The organism is Actinomadura rudentiformis, from assembly GCF_008923185.1.
Lineage (GTDB): Bacteria > Actinomycetota > Actinomycetes > Streptosporangiales > Streptosporangiaceae > Spirillospora > Spirillospora rudentiformis.
In genome coordinates this window covers 19,604-36,156 of the sequence record NZ_WBMT01000020.1, presented here as the reverse complement: position 1 = coordinate 36,156, position 16,553 = coordinate 19,604, and the positions used below count along the sequence as shown (strand labels likewise).

The 16,553-nt window shown below is 69.1% G+C and carries 17 protein-coding genes and 2 riboswitches; of the genes, 9 read left to right on the top strand and 8 right to left on the bottom strand.

Annotated features, from left to right (window positions below; genetic code table 11):
* Positions 1 to 19 precede the first annotated feature (19 nt).
* Entirely contained in the window at positions 20 to 304 is a 285-nt protein-coding gene (locus tag F8566_RS53120; protein ID WP_192810033.1) for a contact-dependent growth inhibition system immunity protein, read from the bottom strand.
* Between the two features lie 645 nt (positions 305 to 949).
* Between F8566_RS53120 and F8566_RS35790 the strand changes: the two genes are divergently transcribed.
* On the top strand, positions 950 to 1,375 hold the full coding sequence (locus F8566_RS35790; RefSeq protein ID WP_151566314.1) for a DUF6879 family protein: 426 nt from the start codon (positions 950 to 952) through the stop codon (positions 1,373 to 1,375).
* A 285-nt stretch (positions 1,376 to 1,660) separates the two neighbouring features.
* On the opposite strand, the gene F8566_RS35785 is transcribed toward F8566_RS35790, so the two are convergent.
* Both F8566_RS35785 and F8566_RS35780 read right to left on the bottom strand, forming a co-directional pair.
* Entirely contained in the window at positions 1,661 to 1,852 is a 192-nt protein-coding gene (locus tag F8566_RS35785) for a DUF397 domain-containing protein (protein WP_151566313.1), read from the bottom strand.
* Positions 1,849 to 2,652, bottom strand: a complete 804-nt coding sequence (locus tag F8566_RS35780) for a helix-turn-helix domain-containing protein (RefSeq protein WP_404800377.1) — start codon at positions 2,650 to 2,652, stop codon at positions 1,849 to 1,851. The genes F8566_RS35785 and F8566_RS35780 overlap by 4 nt, the downstream gene beginning before the upstream one ends.
* Before the next feature lie 380 nt (positions 2,653 to 3,032).
* Between F8566_RS35780 and F8566_RS35775 the strand changes: the two genes are divergently transcribed.
* Positions 3,033 to 3,251, top strand: a complete 219-nt coding sequence (locus F8566_RS35775; RefSeq protein ID WP_151566311.1) for a hypothetical protein — start codon at positions 3,033 to 3,035, stop codon at positions 3,249 to 3,251.
* Positions 3,252 to 3,375: 124 nt separating this feature from the next.
* Here F8566_RS35775 and F8566_RS35770 read toward each other — a convergent pair whose 3' ends face one another.
* Genes F8566_RS35770 through F8566_RS35760 form a run of 3 tightly spaced genes read right to left on the bottom strand, consistent with a single transcriptional unit; the run spans position 3,376 to position 6,273 of the window.
* Positions 3,376 to 3,663, bottom strand: coding sequence for an Lrp/AsnC family transcriptional regulator (locus tag F8566_RS35770; RefSeq protein ID WP_151566310.1), 288 nt, complete (start codon positions 3,661 to 3,663; stop codon positions 3,376 to 3,378).
* A 30-nt stretch (positions 3,664 to 3,693) separates the two neighbouring features.
* A complete protein-coding gene (locus tag F8566_RS35765) occupies positions 3,694 to 4,443 on the bottom strand; it encodes a rhomboid family intramembrane serine protease (RefSeq protein WP_192810032.1) in 750 nt (249 codons plus the stop codon).
* 39 nt (positions 4,444 to 4,482) lie between these two features.
* Positions 4,483 to 6,273, bottom strand: a complete 1,791-nt coding sequence (locus F8566_RS35760) for a DEDD exonuclease domain-containing protein (RefSeq protein WP_151566309.1) — start codon at positions 6,271 to 6,273, stop codon at positions 4,483 to 4,485.
* A 344-nt stretch (positions 6,274 to 6,617) separates the two neighbouring features.
* Between F8566_RS35760 and F8566_RS35755 the strand changes: the two genes are divergently transcribed.
* From F8566_RS35755 to F8566_RS35725, 7 genes are all read left to right on the top strand, one after another.
* Positions 6,618 to 7,883 (top strand): NYN domain-containing protein, encoded by a 1,266-nt coding sequence (locus F8566_RS35755; protein ID WP_225993807.1) that lies wholly within the window; start codon positions 6,618 to 6,620, stop codon positions 7,881 to 7,883.
* 209 nt (positions 7,884 to 8,092) lie between these two features.
* Positions 8,093 to 8,299, top strand: a complete 207-nt coding sequence (locus F8566_RS35750; RefSeq protein ID WP_192810031.1) for a hypothetical protein — start codon at positions 8,093 to 8,095, stop codon at positions 8,297 to 8,299.
* Between the two features lie 125 nt (positions 8,300 to 8,424).
* A complete protein-coding gene (locus tag F8566_RS35745) occupies positions 8,425 to 9,423 on the top strand; it encodes a C40 family peptidase (RefSeq protein ID WP_225993806.1) in 999 nt (332 codons plus the stop codon).
* A gap of 523 nt (positions 9,424 to 9,946) precedes the next feature.
* Positions 9,947 to 10,142: riboswitch (cyclic di-AMP (ydaO/yuaA leader) on the top strand.
* On the top strand, positions 10,141 to 10,701 hold the full coding sequence (locus tag F8566_RS35740; protein ID WP_151566308.1) for a C40 family peptidase: 561 nt from the start codon (positions 10,141 to 10,143) through the stop codon (positions 10,699 to 10,701). Its footprint overlaps the riboswitch before it by 2 nt.
* Positions 10,702 to 10,877: 176 nt before the next feature.
* A riboswitch (cyclic di-AMP (ydaO/yuaA leader) is annotated at positions 10,878 to 11,061 on the top strand.
* Between the two features lie 14 nt (positions 11,062 to 11,075).
* On the top strand, positions 11,076 to 11,876 hold the full coding sequence (locus F8566_RS51790) for a CHAP domain-containing protein (protein WP_225993805.1): 801 nt from the start codon (positions 11,076 to 11,078) through the stop codon (positions 11,874 to 11,876).
* A gap of 45 nt (positions 11,877 to 11,921) precedes the next feature.
* Entirely contained in the window at positions 11,922 to 13,346 is a 1,425-nt protein-coding gene (locus tag F8566_RS35730; RefSeq protein WP_225993804.1) for a basic secretory family protein, read from the top strand.
* Complete coding sequence (locus F8566_RS35725) at positions 13,343 to 14,704, top strand: M48 family metallopeptidase (protein ID WP_225993803.1); 1,362 nt, start codon at positions 13,343 to 13,345, stop codon at positions 14,702 to 14,704. The genes F8566_RS35730 and F8566_RS35725 overlap by 4 nt, the downstream gene beginning before the upstream one ends.
* Here the strand turns inward: F8566_RS35725 and F8566_RS35720 are convergent.
* Both F8566_RS35720 and F8566_RS35715 read right to left on the bottom strand, forming a co-directional pair.
* Complete coding sequence (locus tag F8566_RS35720) at positions 14,691 to 16,040, bottom strand: L,D-transpeptidase (protein WP_151566307.1); 1,350 nt, start codon at positions 16,038 to 16,040, stop codon at positions 14,691 to 14,693. The two genes, F8566_RS35725 and F8566_RS35720, sit on opposite strands and share 14 nt — an antisense overlap.
* Positions 16,041 to 16,141: 101 nt before the next feature.
* On the bottom strand, positions 16,142 to 16,552 hold the full coding sequence (locus tag F8566_RS35715; RefSeq protein WP_151566306.1) for a cytochrome c oxidase subunit 4: 411 nt from the start codon (positions 16,550 to 16,552) through the stop codon (positions 16,142 to 16,144).
* Between the last annotated feature and the right edge of the window lies 1 nt (position 16,553).

Genomic DNA, 16,553 nt, shown 5'->3' with positions numbered 1-16,553 from the left:
TAGTACTTGGATAGCGAAGCTACTGAGTCAAGATGCGGAGTACGTCCTCAAACCATGCGCGCCAGGCCTCCGTATCTGCGGAAGGTGCATACGCGGCCGCCCATTCGTCTACCCATAGGGCGCGGAACTGACTTGCTTCTGGGCTCGAAGCCAGAAGAGCTTCCACTTCTGCGGCTAGCACAACGCGTATCTCACGGGGTTCGTCGCGTACGAAGTTGTGGATCGCCCCGATCGGGGAGGATGCCTCAAGATCGTAGTCCTGATGAAAATAGGCTTGAGCGAGATATTTTAGTTCTTTATACATTTTTAACGCCGCCTGCTGTCCACCGAGTGGGAGACTGCCGTGTCACCAGCATCGACATCGACCCTGGACTGGTCGACACCGCCCGTCGTCACCTCGCCGACGCCGGGTATCGTCCCACCCTCGCCACCTGTGAGGGCGCCGTCGGGCACCCCGACCGAGCACCCTTCGACCGGATCATCTCTACCGTCGGGGGATTGAGTGGGAATGTGGGGATCGGCAGACCCATCCCATTGGTCCACTTTGCATTCGCGCCACCAGGTTGGACCTTGTCCGTTACCTCCGTCTCACGGCGCAGTGCTGTCAGCCACGCAAGGGTAAGACGTCGAAACGACTTGACCACGGCGACCGTCACGGGGTCGGACAGTTGCCCTCCAGCCGACGAACCTGGAGCGCGCAACATGGGGCGACTTCATGGGGACGGGGACGATCTGACCGCTACGTTCTTCTGTAAGGACCCCGAGTCTCATGGGGCTGATGAGTGCGAGACGTTCTACTCGACTGATTGTGGCTCTTGGATCGTGCAAGGCAAACGGCGAGGCCCGGGGGTTGGCGCGCAGCTCATGGGCCTAGCTGGTGATGAGACGTTCCTGGAGATCTCAGACCGCACGGCTGAGGCGTTCGTCCGGAAGTACGTCAAGGAGCGCTATGGAACTGATCTCGGTGGAGCAGAGGACGGCACTGATCTGGGCAGGCCGTCCCTTCCTGAAGCTTGAGCTTCGGGACAGCTACGCCTTTGATGCCGGGCTGTTCGACGCATGGCGACGCGGGGACCGAGAGACCATCTCTCGGTCCGTTGATACGTGGCGCGACAAGGTCGCGTCCGAGGTAGCCGCAGGAAGGCGGCTCCGCAGGGTCCGGGTCGTTTCCGAACCGCTCTCGGAGTATCAGCGCATGGCAGTCGATATCAGCGGCTCAGCCGTAGACGCTGGCGAGGAACTTCGTTGGCTTCCCCGGCGTCTTGTCTCGACGTCAGCCGACCAGACCGGTTCGGCTCTGCGCTGGCCGACCTACAAGGCGGCAATGACCTGTCGCGGGGCTTCCCCTTGGTGGGAAGCAAGTACCTTGCCCTAGCCGTCATCGTCATCCACTAAAGGCCCAGCTCAGGCTCTCGTCGCGCGAGCGGCGGGGGTCCCTTTGTTGGCTTGAATCATGATCCAATACCTGGGGCCAGCCCCCGAGACCTAACAGCTGGCACCGCTCGACAGTAGGCCGGCACTTCTGTCATCAGTCACCTTCGTCGAAGGCTGCCTTGAGCCTGTCGGCTGGACTGGTCTGTTCCTCATCGCGGGCACCCTAAAGCGCTCTACGGCGCTGCCAGAGATGCACGACCAGGCTTCTACGAGAACGAGGCCCAGGTCAGGGGCTCTCTTCGCCCCGCTTCACGCGGGCGATGAGGTCAGCAAAGCTCTTAGCCGACAGGGACAGATGTCCAGCGTCGGCGGCCTTGGAGTCACGAACGCCGATGGCCCCGGGGAGCCGAGCGAGCTCAACGCAGTCGGACTGCGTTGTAGCGCTACCGCTGTAACTGGACTTCCGCCAAGTGATCATGAGAACCGCTCCAACGTTTCTCTGAGGAAGCGCAACGACGCGTCCTTGGGTAGTGCCACATCTCCGATGAGGTCGAACCACACCCGATATGAGGCTATCTCCGTCGGGTCCTCCACAAGGCGCCCGCCGCTGTGCGCGGCAGCGTAGACGACGTCAGAACCGGCCGCGGTAATGATCTTGAAGGAGCCGTCCCGGCCCACATGTGCACCAACCTCGCGTGGAACGACTCGGATCGTGACGTGGGGAAGTCGAGCGACTTCTACCAAGCGGGCAAGCTGTTCCCGCATCACGTCGGCGGAGCCGACAGGCTGCTCTATAACGCCCTGATCTAGGATTACCCACACCCGGGGTCGCGGTTTCCGGTGCAGGCAGCCTTGCCGGTTCAGGCGCGAGTTCACCCCCTCTTCAACATCCTCCACTCCGGCCGCCTCGAACATGGCACGCGCATAGCCCTCGGTCTGGAGTAGCCCAGGAATCCAGCCAAGTTCCCAGATTCGCAGTTCGGATGCCCTGGCCTCCAGCTCTAGGTGGGTCTTGAACCACTCCACGTCGTGGCCGGCCTTAGCGAATTTGACTAGGCGACGGAAGAGCGCGCCCGCCTCCCATGCGTGATCCAACTTCTTGGCATGGGCTTCTTGCAACTTCGTGTCGCCGGATTCAACATGTGCGACCAGGGACCTATCTCGGCCGATGATCTCGCCCACAGCAGCGAGCGACAATCCACGTTCCTGGCGTTGTCTGCGCAGCTCAACCGCTATGAGGTCCCACAAGCTGCCGTCCGGATCAAACCCTGGCCGCATCCGCATCTTCGCCTCAGGCTTGTTTAGTTTGATTAGCTCACGTAGCCAAGTTAGCCCGAGAGGCGCACGCTGTCAGGAGATGAAGAGAAGCCACAGAAAAACCGACTCCGGGCGGGCGCGATGTATTTCGATAAGCGACACAACAACGGCAAAAACGACAATGTTCTCCAAACCCCACAAGAACGTGCAGAGGCTCTACGACAGAAGCACCGGGGTCGATGGATGGTGCTCTGGTCGGTGTATGAAACGCGGTTCATCGCCTATCCGGTGTGGATAGGCGGAGGCGGTCACATGCTCCGGGCCAGGACCGAGGCGGAACTAGAACGGCAGATGTCCGAGATCGAGCAAGCGTCGCTGCCGGGTCGGTGGGACCAGCTGTGATGTCCGGGGTTGCCGGACGGGGGTCGCGACAGGTCACGCTGCTGGCGGCTGTGGAGATGGTCAGGGCCGCCTACGAGGAAGCCCTGATCATGCACGGCATGTTGCCGTCCACGGTGGCCCTGATCCATACCTACGCAGACGCCAACCTTGCCGCACTGGAAGAAGCACCGGATGGTTCCTGCGTGAGCGACGCCTTTGGGGATGGGGTGCACCACTGAAGGGTGAGGGATGCTGGGGCTTGCCCCCAGCTTGGGGTTCGGGGCGGGAGCCCCGATGAGGCTGTCCGAGCGTAGCGAGGGCGATGCTCTTATGCGGGCCGAGCGAGGGCGGGGCCTGGGGTTGTCAGTCGGCGTCGGGGAGGCCTAGGGAGAAGGCGGCATCCAGGTCGTGCTTGGAGTAGGTCTCGAAGGCGATGTGGGTCTCGGTTTCGAGAATGCCCGGGACCTTGTTGAGGCGGCCGGGGATCACGTCGTTGAACTCCTCGTGCCGGTGGACCCGGATCATCGCGATCAGGTCGTACTTGCCGGTGATGGAGTAGACCTCGCTGACGCCGTCCAGCGCGGCGATCGTCTCGGCGACCTCGCGGATGCGGGCGACATCGGTCTTGACCAGCACGATCGCGGTATGCACTGACTCCTCCTCGAGTGGCTCGTCCCGAGCCTATCCCCTGGACAGGGCCGCGACGCGGCGGGCGGGTCCGGCACGGCGGGCCAGGACCGCGAAGGCCACTCCGGCCACGAAGCCGTAGATGTGCGCCACGTACGCGACGTTGCTCTCCTTGTCGCCGAGGGACAGCCACTGCAGGACGAACCAGTAGCCGAGGACCACCCAGACCGGCAGCCGGATCACGATGATCGGCGGCACGAAGCTCACGACGCGGCCGCGGGGGTTGAGGATCAGGTAGGCGCCCAGCACGCCGGCGATCGCGCCGGAGGCGCCGATGAGGGGCACGCCCGAGTCGGGTGAGGTGTAGGCGAACCCGTAGACGGCGACCAGCCCGAAGAACAGGTAGCTGAGCAGGTAGCGGAGGCGCCCGAGCCTGTCCTCGACGCCCATGCCGATCACGAACAGCGCCACCAGGTTGCCCAGCAGGTGCAGCCAGTTGGAGTGCAGGAACATCGACGTGAACGCGGAGACCCACGGGATCTTGTCGAAGGTCGCCTCGCCGCATTCGCGCACGATCTGGGCCGGGACGGGCTGCTGGGAACCGGTCGTGAGCTCCTTGGGGATGGCGCCGTGCTCCAGCGTGAACTCGACGGCGTTGCACTCGCGGACCTGGTCGTCCCCGTACCAGGTGGCGAAGTTGGCCATGGGGGTCATCAGGAAGACCACCACGTTGGCCGCCACCAGCAGATAGGTCACCCAGGGGACGCGCCGCGCGGGCTGGCTGTCATAGAGAGGTAGAGCCACGCCGATCCTCGCTGATTGCCCGGGTTTCCGCTGTTCCGTTCACCTTAGTGGGCGTCCTCCGCCGCGGTCCGCCGCCTCGGTGCCGGTGTAGGCGTTGTCGATCCACTGGCGCAGGCCCTCGGCTCCGTGGGCGGGACTGCTCCACTCGCCGTCCACCTCCGCGAGGCGGGCTCCCGGGGTGTCCAGCCAGCGCAGTACGCACTCCATCTCCTCGGCGGTGGCGCTCCCCGAGGGGCCCGGCCCGGGGATGACCGTCTCGGCGGTCGCGACGAGCGCGTCGAGATAGGGCCGCGGATGGGCGCGGGGCGGGATCGTTCCGGCGGCGGCGAGGCGGCCGTGGCGGACCACCGCCACCTCCCAGCCGCCGTCGAAGGACGGGCGGGCCGCCACGAGCTGCGCGATGCGGGCCAGCGCGGTCAGCCGCTGGCCGCGCGCGGCCGCCCGGATGAACGCGGCGAGCCGGTCACGCTGGGCGGCGGCCTCCTCGTACCGCAGCTCCACCGTGAGCCGGTCGATGCGCACCTGCGCGGCCGCCACCACCGGCCGCACGTCGCCCTGCATGATCGAACGGGCCGAGTCGGCGTGCACCGCGTAGGCGGTGGCGGGCTCGCGGCCCTCGCACGGCGCGCCGCACCGGCCGATCTCGCCGAGCAGGCAGGTGCGGGCGGCGCCGCGTTCGATGAGGCGGAGCGTCAGCCGCTGGGTGCACTGCCGTAGCGGCACGGCCTCGTGCAGCGCCGCCTGGGCCTCCTCGGCCTGCCGCCGGGATGACAGCGGGCCCAGATAGACGGCGCCGTCGTCCTTGCACTCCCGGACGATCGACAGCCGGGGGAACGGCTCGACGGTGAGCTTGAGCCACATCGCCCGCTCGGGGAACTTCGACTTCCGGTTGTAGCGCGGTTTGTGCTCGGCGATCAGGCGCAGCTCGCGGACCTCGGCCTCCAGGCCGGTGGCGCACACGATGGTGCGGACCTTTTCGGCGAGGCCGACCATCTCGCGCACCCGGTGCCGGGTCTCGGAGCCGGTGAAGTAGCTGCGCACCCGCGCCCGCAGATCGCCGCTCTTGCCCACGTAGAGGACCTCGCCCCGCTCGTCCTCGAACAGGTAGACACCGGGGGCGCTGGGCACGCCGTCGGCGAGGTAGCGCTTGCGGCGCTGCTCGGGCGTGGGCGCCTTGGCGAAGGACTTGAGCTCCTCCAGCGAGGTGACGTTGAACGAGCCGAGCCGTTCGATGAGACCGTGCAGCACGTCGACGGTGGCGCGGGCGTCGGCCAGTGCGCGGTGGATCGGCTCGGTCGCGGAACGGAAGAAGCGGGCCAGCGTGCCCAGCTTGCAGTTGGGCACCTCGTCCTTGGTGAGCACCCGGCGAGCCAGGTCGACGGTGTCGATGACGGTGAACGCGGGCCACGCGTAGCCCTGCGCGGCGCAGGCCGCCTTGAGGAACCCGGTGTCGAACGAGGCGTTGTGCGCGACGAGCACGCAACCGCGGGCGAACTCCAGGAACGCGGGCAGCACCTGCTCCATCTTGGGCGCGGCGTAGACCATCTGCTGGGTGATGCCGGTGAGCGCAGTGATGAACGGCGGGATCTCGCCGCCAGGGTCGACCAGCGTGCCGAAGTCGCCGAGCTCCACTCCCCCGCGCACCTTGACGGCCCCGATCTCGGTGATCGCCGACTCGGCCGGGGAGCCGCCTGTCGTCTCCAGGTCGACGACGACGAAGGTGACGTCGGCGAGGGGGGTACCGAGATCGTCCAGGGTGCCCTGAACGCCCTGGGCGCCGGGGCCGCCGGGGGCTCGGTCGCGGCTGGCGGGGCGGGCCGGGTGGGTCATGACCGCGACCGTAGAGGGCGCCACCGACAGTTCACCGACCGCTAGGGTTGGGACGCGAGCCGGGGGCGACCCGTCCGGACGCCGACCGGCTGCCGGCACATCGGATCGTCAAGCGCGGCCCGTCCATCGTGGCCGGGGGCCGTCGAACTCAGCTTGTCCGTTGAGAGGACGGATGGGCGGGGGCTGCGGGATGGTATTTGTGCTGGTTAAGGTGCCCTGCACCCGGAAATACTAGGCGAACGGCGTCGAAAACGGGCACTGGGAGGAGCGGGATCATCGACAGCGGCCCCGGAGCGGAAGCCGAACGCCTGGCCCGTCCTCTTCCCGAGGCGGTCCGCCAGGGCGTGGTGGAGGCCGCCGCCGAGCTGATCGGCACCCTGCCCGCCACCGACGTTCCGCTGCCGTTGCGGCGGTTCGCCCAATTCGAACGCCGCAAGCGCGCCAAGCTCGCCGGGCAGCACATCGCCGCGCTGCTGGAGAAGGACGCCGACTTCCGGCTCCGGGTGGCCGAGCACCTGCGGGAGGCCGAGCCCGAGCTGGTGGCCGCCGTCGAGGAGGGCCAGGTGCCGCCGGCGGCCGATCCGGTGCGGGTCGCGACGGTCGCGTACCTGCTGCGGCCCGCCGGCTGGACGGAGCTGGCCGAGGCCGCCCGCGCCGAGCTGGAACGCTCCGCGAGCGCGTCCGAGGGCGAGGCGGCCGAACGTAAGATCGCCGCTCTCCGGGACGAGCTGGCGGCCGCCCGCGCGTCACGTTCGGCCGAGGTGGACAAGCTCCGCGGCGAACTGCGCGAAAGCAAGGCCGAGGTGGCCGAGCTGCGCCGCAAGGTGCACGACGCGCGCCAGAAGGCCAAGGCCGCCGAGGAACGCGCCGCCGAGCTGGCCGCCGAGACCGCCCGCGAGCTGACCGCTGCCCGCGAGACCACCGCCGCCGCCGAGAAGGAGCTGCGCAAGCTGCGCGTCCGCCTCGAACAGGCCGAGACCGCCGCCGAGCACGCCCGCCGCGCCGCTCGCGAGGGCCGCAACGTGGAGGACGTCCGGCTGCGGATGTTGCTGGACACGCTCGTGGACGCCGCGCAGGGCGTCCGCCGGGAGCTGGCCCTGCCCACCATGATCGAACGCCCGGCCGACGCCGTCGCCGGGGTCGAGCCCGACAAGCTCGTCCACCGCAACCTGCCCGGCCGGGCACTCTCCGACGACGACCCGCAGCTGCTCGACCGGTTGCTGACGCTGCCCCAGGTCCATCTGGTCGTGGACGGCTACAACGTCACCAAGACGGGCTACGGCGAGCTGCCGCTCGCCGACCAGCGCAGCCGCCTGCTGTCCGGGCTCGGCGGGCTGGCCGCACAGACCCGCGCCGAGGTCACGTGCGTCTTCGACGGGGCCGAGCTTGACGCGCCGGTGGCCATCGCGGCGCCGCGCGGCGTCCGGGTGCTGTTCAGCCGGCCGGGACAGACCGCCGACGAGCTCATCGCCGAGCTGGTCCGCGCCGAACCCTCCGGCCGCGCGGTGGTCGTGGTCTCCTCCGACCGCGAGGTGGCCGACGCCGCCCGCCGGGCAGGAGCCCGCCCGGCTGTATCTACTTTGCTCCTGCGTCGCCTTTCACGGCCTTGACCCCTCGCCTGGCGGCTCGGGGTCAAACCGCGAAAGCGGCGAGCGCGACATCGCTTCGCGATCTCTCGTGAAGCTTCGCCTCCGGCTCGCTTCACGACCCGTTAGGGCGCTCGCGTGCGGGGTTGATGCTCGCGGTCACGGTTTTGTCACACCCTCCGCGTACCTTCCGTCACAACCGAGGTACGACATACGGACGTACGGAGGACGACATGCTGATCGAGTGCAACGGCTGCCAGGTGCGCGGCACGGGCTGCGGCGACTGCGTGGTCACCACCTTGCTGGCGGCGCCGGCCCAGCCCGGAGCCGGTGACGCGGTGGACCTCGACGTGGACGAACGGCGCGCGCTGCAGGTGCTGGCCGATCTTGACATGGTGCCGCCGCTGCGCCTGACACCGGCCCGCGAGCGCGCTTCGTGACCATGCAGTCACCACGTGCTGTAAATGCCCAGCGAGCTTGACGAATACTGACGATTCGGTTGTGACGGGTGTGACCCCTCGCTAGTGTCTCCCGCGAATAGTGGACGAGAGGGGCAATTCCGACCGTGGCCAGTGATCGCAGCTCCCGCCGGCTGATGGCGACCGCATGCCTCGCCGTGACGACCTCCATGGCGCTGCCCGTGGCTCTGCCCGCGACGACCGCGCACGCCGAACCCAAGCCGAGCGTCAGCCAGGTTCGCAAGAAGCTGGAGAAGCTCAACGAGCAGGTTGAGCAGCTGGTCGAGAAGTACAACCAGGTCAGCGAGGACCTCAAGCGGGCCAAGAAGAAGCTTCAGGCGACACAAAAAACCAGCCGCGACGAAGAGCTCGCCTTCGAGACGCTGCGCAACAAGGTCGCCCAGATGGCCGCCACCGCCTACAAGAACGGCGAGACCGGCGACGTCGCGGGCTTCATCAGCAGCGACGACCCGCAGGCCATCCTCGACCAGTCGGCGGTCTTCAGCCACCTGTCGCGCAACCGCAACTCCGAGGTGGGCCAGTTCCTGGCGGCCACGCAGCGGGTGCGCCGCGAGAAGGCCCAGGCCCAGAGCGCCTACGACGAGGTCGCCGCCAAGGCCAAGGATCTGAAGAAGCAGAAGGCCACGGTCGACAAGTCGATCAAGGAGCAGCAGAAGCTGCTGAAGAAGCTCGGCGTCAAGCCCGACAAGCCCAGCAGCGGTGGCGGCGGCACCTACAAGGGCCCGGCGAGCGGCTCGGCCCGTGTCGCGCTCAACTTCGCCTACAGCAAGCTCGGCACGCCCTACGTGTACGGCGGCACTGGCCCCAACGGCTACGACTGCTCTGGCCTGACAATGCGGGCTTGGGAGGCTGCCGGAGTCAACATCACCCGGACGACCAACTCGCAGTACGCGGCCACCAAGCGGATCGCCAAGAGCGACCTGCAGCCGGGCGACCTGGTGTTCTTCCGCAACCTCGGCCACGTCGGCCTGTACGTGGGCAACGGAAAGATGCTCCACGCCCCGCGCACCGGCAGGAACGTCGAGATCGTGAGCATCACCTCCGGCTACTACCTGTCGACCTACTACGGCGCCACGCGGCCCTGACGGACCCCAACGGGCATCCCGACGGCCCCGTGAGGCACGACACATCGCGAACGGACCAGGTCTGACCTGGTCTGTTTTGCTTTGCGGGGGATTTGCTTTCGCGTGACCTTTTGGTACTTTGTGGCGACTTGCGGCGCTCACCAAGCGTCGCATCGCCCCCGACGCCCTAGGGCGTCACAGGAGGCGGGCGCCCTCCAGGTGCCACCTCCTCGCGCGGCACCCTCCAGGTGCCCGCCCCCAGGCGCGACACCTTCCAGGTGCCCCGCCGGTGCGACGCCCTCCACGCGCCGCACCCGGTCTCCACGGAGGCCGGCCGGCCCAAACCGCACAGTGCGCACGCTCAGCGGCCCGAACGGGCATGGCGTGCATGGCGCCAGCGAGCGCGCCACGGCGGTTCAACCATCGGGCTCTGGCCATCGAGCGAACGCCCATCTGAGGCCGCTCATCCCAAACAAATCAGCGCCGCGCTTTCGCACACGGGACACAGGGTCCCGTTGTACGGGCCCCATCAGGCCCAAGGATCGCCGCGGCAGCGCCGAGTCCGCCATCGCGCGGAGCCGGGGACCCACCTTTCGGCGGCACGGCCCTCCCCTGGGCCCGCCCCGACCGGGGTGAATCGGCGCGCCCTCTCTTCGAGCTTCTCGAACCGGGCGCACCGTAGGGCAACTTCCACGCCCGAACCCGTCAGCTAACCCGGTAGGCGTCTGGAAGAAGGAGATGCCCCTGTCCAGCAACGCTCTCAGCACGACCCGTCGCGTCCGCGTCGCCGGTGGCCTCGCGATCGCCACAGCGGTCGTCACTCCCCTCGTGCCGGCGGGCCCTGCCCCCTCTGCTGAGGCGGCCACCAAGGCCCAACCCGTGGCCACGGTGGTCAAGCAGGCCAAGAACAGGTCGTGGGCCGAGCGCCAGAAGACGGCGCAGAAGGCCCTCAAGGCCGCCCACAAGAAGAAGGGCAAGCCGTACCGCTACGGCGCGGCGGGCCCGAACGCCTTCGACTGTTCCGGTCTGGTCCAGTGGTCCTACCGGAAGGCGGGCGTCAAGCTCCCGCGCGTCACGACCGCCCAGTACCGCGCCGTGAAGAACAAGGTGTCCTGGAGCAAGCTCGCTCCGGGTGACCTCGTCTTCTTCCACGGCAAGGGCCACGTGGGCATCGTGTCCAAGCGCAAGGGGAGCAAGGTGTGGATGATCCACGCCCCCAACTCCGGCAGCCACGTGAAGGTCGTCAGGCTCAACAGCTACCGCAAGAAGACCTTCTCGGGCGCCGTCCGTCCCTACTGATCCAGAACCCCAACTGATCCAGAACCATCCCCTGGCGGGGGCGGCCGGCCCGTCCCCCCGGCGGCCGCGCCCGCTCCGCCCCGCACACCGCCAAGCACCCCGGGGGGGGGGGGCCGGCCCCTCCCCCGGGGGGGCCGCGCCCGCTCCTCCCCTCACACCGAATCTCAGGCCGTCCCAGACGGCCACCGCCGAGTCCGCGCCACACGCGGAGCCGGGGACCCACCGTCCCGCAGCCCCACCCTTCAACGGACGGGCTGCGCCCGACATGTTCCCTGGGGTGAATCGGCCTGCCTGCAGGCCGTAGGGCAGCTTCCACGCCCGAACCCGTCAGCTAACCCGGTAGGCGGCATGGAAGCCCAAGGAGAGCCCCACTCGTGGCAGGCAAGCACCGCAAACCCAGTCCGCTGGCCATCAGCCTTCGGACCACCGGCGGCCTCGTCGCCGGCGCGGCCGTCATCGGCGCGGTCGCAGTCACCGCACAAGCAGCCATAGGCGCGGCCCCTGCCGGGACCGGAACGGCCAAGCCGCCGGTCGCCGGCGCGGCGGCCGAACTGACGGCCAAGGCCCCCGGCTCGCACAATGTGCCGAACAAGCTCTCCGGCGACGCGAGCAAGGCGAGCACCACCCCCAAGACCGCCGCCGCCGCGAAGGCCCCCGCGAAGGCGCCCGTCAAGGCCGCGCCGAAGACGCCCACCGCCGCCGACGCCATCAAGCTGGCGACGTCCCAGGTCGGCATCGCTGAGAGCAGCAGCGGCGAGACCAAGTTCCAGGACTGGTACATGAGCACCGCCCGCGCCAAGGAGACGCTGGCGCGCGACGGCGGTGACCTGGAGGGCTACAACGACGCCGCGTGGTGCGACATGTTCGTCTCCTGGATCGGCGAGCAGCTCTCCTTCGGCCACAGCATGGGCAGCGACGCCTGGACGGTCGAGCACGCCAAGTGGTTCCAGAGCCGGAACCGCTGGGGCAGCAAGCCCCAGCCGGGCGCCATCGTCTTCTTCAACTGGAGCGGCTCCAAGAACATCGACGACATCGAGCATGTCGGCATGGTGATCAAGGACAACGGCGATGGAACGATCCAGACCGTGGAGGGCAACACCTCGAACGCGGTCAAGATCGAGAATCGTTCGCCCGGCCAGATCGTGGGTTACGGCTACCCCGACTACGCGAAATGACCCGTCCGGCGCAGGCCGCGGCGGCGGCTCAATAGGATCGGCCGCATGGAGGACCAGCGCTCCGGCCTGCCGGACGAGCGGCCCGGCCCGCCACCGGCCGAGCGACCTGGCGCATCAGAAGAGCGGCCGAGCCTGCCGACGAACGAGCGACATGGCCCGCCGCCAGACGAGCGGCTTGGCCTGCTGTCGGACGAGGAGAGCGGCGGGCCTGGTGGCTTGCCACGTCGCCGGGCCGTGGCGCTGATCGGCCTTGGTGCGGCCGCCTGCGCGCTGGTGGCCGGGGTCGGGCTGGCCTCGACCCGAGGGGACGCCTCCCCGGCAGACGCCTCCCCGAGCGAGGCCGCCGCGACGGCCCCGGTCGCGGGCGTTCCCGACGCCCGCGCGGTCGAGGCCGTCCTTGCCAATCGCGCCACCGCCGTGCGCGAGCACGACCGTGCGCGGTTCCTCGCGACCGTCGCCTCAGCTCCGGCGGCCTTTCAGGAGGCGCAGGCGAAGGTCTTCGACAACCTCACCAAGCTGCCGCTGGAGTCCTGGCGGGAACGGTACGAGGGAATCGAGCCTGCGGGCCCCTCCCGTTCACCGGCCGTCCGGGTCAGCCTCCAGTACAAGCTGCGCGGTTTCGATCGCGGCGCGGTGGCGCGCACCCGCCATCTCACGTTCGCCCCCCGGTCCGGCGCCTGGGTGATCGTCGGCGATGCCGCGGGCCGTGGCCTGCGCGACGATGTCGAGATCTGGGACGGCGGGCCGCTGAGCGTCCGGCGCGGCCGCAACGGGCTGGTCATCGGCGACGCTCCCGGGCTCGACGGGATCGCCCGGCGCCTGGACGCGGCCGTGCCCGTCGTGACCGGCGTGGTCGGCTCGGACTGGCCCGGGCGCGCGGTGGTTCTCGTCCCGGCCGATCCCGCCATGGCGGCGGCCCTGGTCGGCGACGCCCAGAACCTCAAGGAGATCGCCGCGCTGGCCACGGTGGCCCCCTCGGCGTCCGGCGGGCGCGGCGAGGACCGCATCATCGTCTCGCCGGGCACGTTCGGCCGCCTGAACGACCTCGGCCAGAACGTCGTCCTCACCCACGAACTGACCCACGTGGCCACCGGCGGCGCCCGGGACGGCCGTACCCCGCTCTGGCTCATCGAAGGCTTCGCCGACTATGTCGGCTACCGCAAGGCCAAGGTGAGCGTACGGTCGGCGGCCCGGGAGCTGAGCCGGGAGATCAGTGCGGACCGCGTACCGGCCGCCCTCCCCGGCCGCGCGGCGTTCGAGGGCACCTCGCCGCGCCTCTCCCAGGCGTACCAGGAGGCGTGGCTGGCCTGCCGGATGATCGCTGACCGGTACGGTGAACGGGAGCTCGTCCGGTTCTACCGCGCCGCCGGGCGCCGGTCCGAGACGGCCGCCCTGCGCGAGGTGCTGGGCGTCACCCCCGCCCGCTTCACCGCCATGTGGCGTGACTACCTGCGCGAGGAGCTGCGTTGACCGAGTTGGAAGAGCGGGCGGACGGTCAAGCCGACCCGGACCGCACAGACGGCGCCCAAGGTATGCGGCGGCCGAGGATCGCCGCCGCGATCGCCGCCGCCGTGCTCTTCGCGGCCGTCGGCGTGATCCTGGCGCTGACCACACCGTGGCATCCGATCCCCGAGCACGTGCCGGGCGGGCCCGTCGCCGCCGAACCCGCCCTGGACTTCACCCCGGCCGAGATCGCCCGTTCGCGCGCCTTCGACTCCGCGCTGACCCCGCCCGCGTACGCCCGGCTCGTCCTCGGCCTGGCCCTGGTCCTGCTCCTCGGCCTCACGCCGCTGGGCTCCCGCCTCATCGGCTGGGCGACCGCGCGCGTCCGCCGGTGGCCGCTCCGGGTGATCGGGGCCGCCCTCGTCCTCACGACGGTTCTGCGGCTGGCGGGGCTGCCGTTCGCCATCTGGAGCGAGACGGTCCTGCGCCGGTACGGCCTGTCCACCCAGAGCTGGCCGGAGTGGCTCGTGGACCAGGCGAAGTCGCTCGGCGTCACGTGGACGATCTGGTCGATGACGCTTCTGCTGCTGTACTGGCTGCTGCGGCGCTTCCCGCGCTACTGGTGGACGGGCGCGGCGGCGGGCGCGTTCGCCCTGGTGATCGCGGTGTCGTTCATCTACCCGATCGTGGTCGAGCCGGTCTTCAACAAGTTCCATTCGCTGCCCGCCGGCCAGCTGCGGACCGACCTGCTGGCCATGGCTCAACGAGACGGCGTGCCGGTGAAGGACGTGCTGGTCGCGGACGCCTCCCGGCGCACCACCGCGCTCAACGCCTATGTCTCCGGCTTCGGCTCCACCCGGCGCATCGTCGTGTACGACACGCTCCTGAAGTCGCCGCCCAAGCGCATCGAGTCGATCGTGGCGCACGAGCTTGGCCACGCCAAGCGCAATGACGTCCTCCACGGAACACTGATCGGCGCCCTGGGCGTCGCGGGGGCGGTGTGCCTCCTCCAGCTCCTCCTGACCTCTCCCGCCCTGCGGCGCCGCGCCCAGGCGGGCCAGAGCCTTGCCGATCCCCGTTCCGTGGCGCTGCTCCTGGCCTTCATCACCGTGGCGACGCAGGTGGGAGGCCCCGTTCAGAATCTCATCAGCCGCCACATCGAGGCCCGCGCCGACGCGCACGCGCTCGACCTGACCCGCGACCCCGAGACGTTCGTGACGATGCAGCACGAGCTGTCCGTCCGCAACATCTCCGAGCTTCGACCGGACACCCTCGAACACCTGCTGTGGTTCAGCCATCCCGCCGCGCCGGAACGCATCGCCATGGCACGTGACTGGGCCCGCCAGAACCACGTGCCCGAGCCTCCCCCGCTCACCCGCCGCTAGCGTCCGTCGGCTTCGGGGCGGGCGTGGTGTCCGTCGGCTTCGAGGCGGGCGCCGACGGCACCGCCTGCGCGGGCGGGGTCGCCGGGGCCGGGGTCGCGCCCTGGGGGCCGACGAGGAGGGACTGCTTGAGGGCGCTGCCCTTCACCCAGTCCTCCCAGTCGAGCTGCCAGAAGCCCCAGCCGTTCTCGGGCTCCAGCTCCCGCGCGGTGCCCGTGATCTCCACCGGGTCGCCGCGGTAGACCAGGTCGTAGAACCAGGAGGCGTTGCTCGGGCTGATGTTGACGCAGCCGTGGCTGACGTTGCTGTTGCCCTGGGAGCCGACCGACCAGGGGGCACTGTGCACGTACTCGCCGCTGTCGGAGATGCGCACGGCCGAGTAGACCGTCTGGCGGTAGTAGCCCGGACAGCCCGGCCCGCAGCCGACCGTGGAGGAGTCCATGATGACCGGGCTCCCCTTGTCCATGGTCAGGTGGTCGCCGTTGGTGGTGATGTACTTCGTGAGGCCGCCCCTCCCCATGCTGACCGGGATGGTGCGCTTGAGCTTGCCGTTCACCCTCACCCACATCTGGTGCGAGTTCTCGCTCGCCTTGATGATGTGCTCGTCACCGATCCTGAAGTCGATGTTCTTGTTCTCGGTGCCGTACGCGCCGCCGGCGAAGCGCACCCCGCTGAGGTGGGCGCGGAAGCTGACCTTGGTGTGCCGTGGCCAGTACTTCCTGGTCCGGAACACCACCCGCTGGTCGTTGAACCAGTGCCAGGCTCCCTCGACGGGCTTGTCCGAGCGGATCTCCAGCGCCCGTTCCACCGCCGCGCGGTCGCCGACCTCCTCGTCGAAGTTCAGGATGATCGGCATCCCGACCCCGACCGTCTCCTTGGCAGACGGCGCCTCGACCGTGGTCTCCACCGACTTCTTCACCTTGGCGGTGGTGAACCGGCTCGTCACGGTCTGGGTCTTGCCGTCACGGCCGAGCGCGGTGGCGGTGACCCTGTACTTGGTGGCGGGGGCGAGCGTCCACCGCGACTGCCATCTGGTCCTGTCGGCGCTGAGACCGCCCTCGACCTGTTGGCCCTTGGCGGTGACGGTGACGTTCTCGATGGTGCCGTTCTGCGCCTGCACCATGATGGCGCTGTCCGGGCGCAGCGAGCCCGTGCCGTCTCCAGGCGTGAGCGAGAGCTTGACGGCGTCCCTGCCGTCGGTCAGGCCGCCGTCCGAGCACCCGGCGGCCCCGGCCGCCATCGTCATTCCGATCACTGCGGCGGTGGCACGGCGTCCGCGCCGCGCCGATACTGAGACGCCGACCTGCACCGTCGAACCCCCGGTTGTCACTCTATGCATGGCTGCGTACCCGCACGGTGGCGTGCGGGACGCGGACCATTATGAAGGGGCCGGTGCTCGCCTGCTCGCGAACACCGGCCCCTCTGGGGATCCTTTGCCAATCAGTGAGAGAAGTGACCCCTGTAGTACTCAAAGACCAGACCGACCGAGGTCATGATCGTCGCTGCGGCGCCCAGGATCACCAGCCACCAGCCGAAGACCACGCCGAGCGTGACCATCGCGGCGGACAGCGCCAGGAACAGCGGCCACCAGCTGTGCGGGCTGAAGAAGCCCAGCTCGCCGGCGGCGTCGGCGATGTCACCCTCGGGGTCGTCCTCGTACAGAGGACCGCCGTTGGCGCTCTCCAGCCGCCGGACCGTGAAGTGGATGTAGAACCCGATCAGGCCGGCCAGGCCGACGGCCAGGGCCATCGCCGTGGTGCCGGTCCAGTCCTTGGACCAGAGCCAGTAGACGACGTCGGTGGCGAGGAAGAACACCGCACACCCGTAGAACATGAACGCCTGAACGCGCATC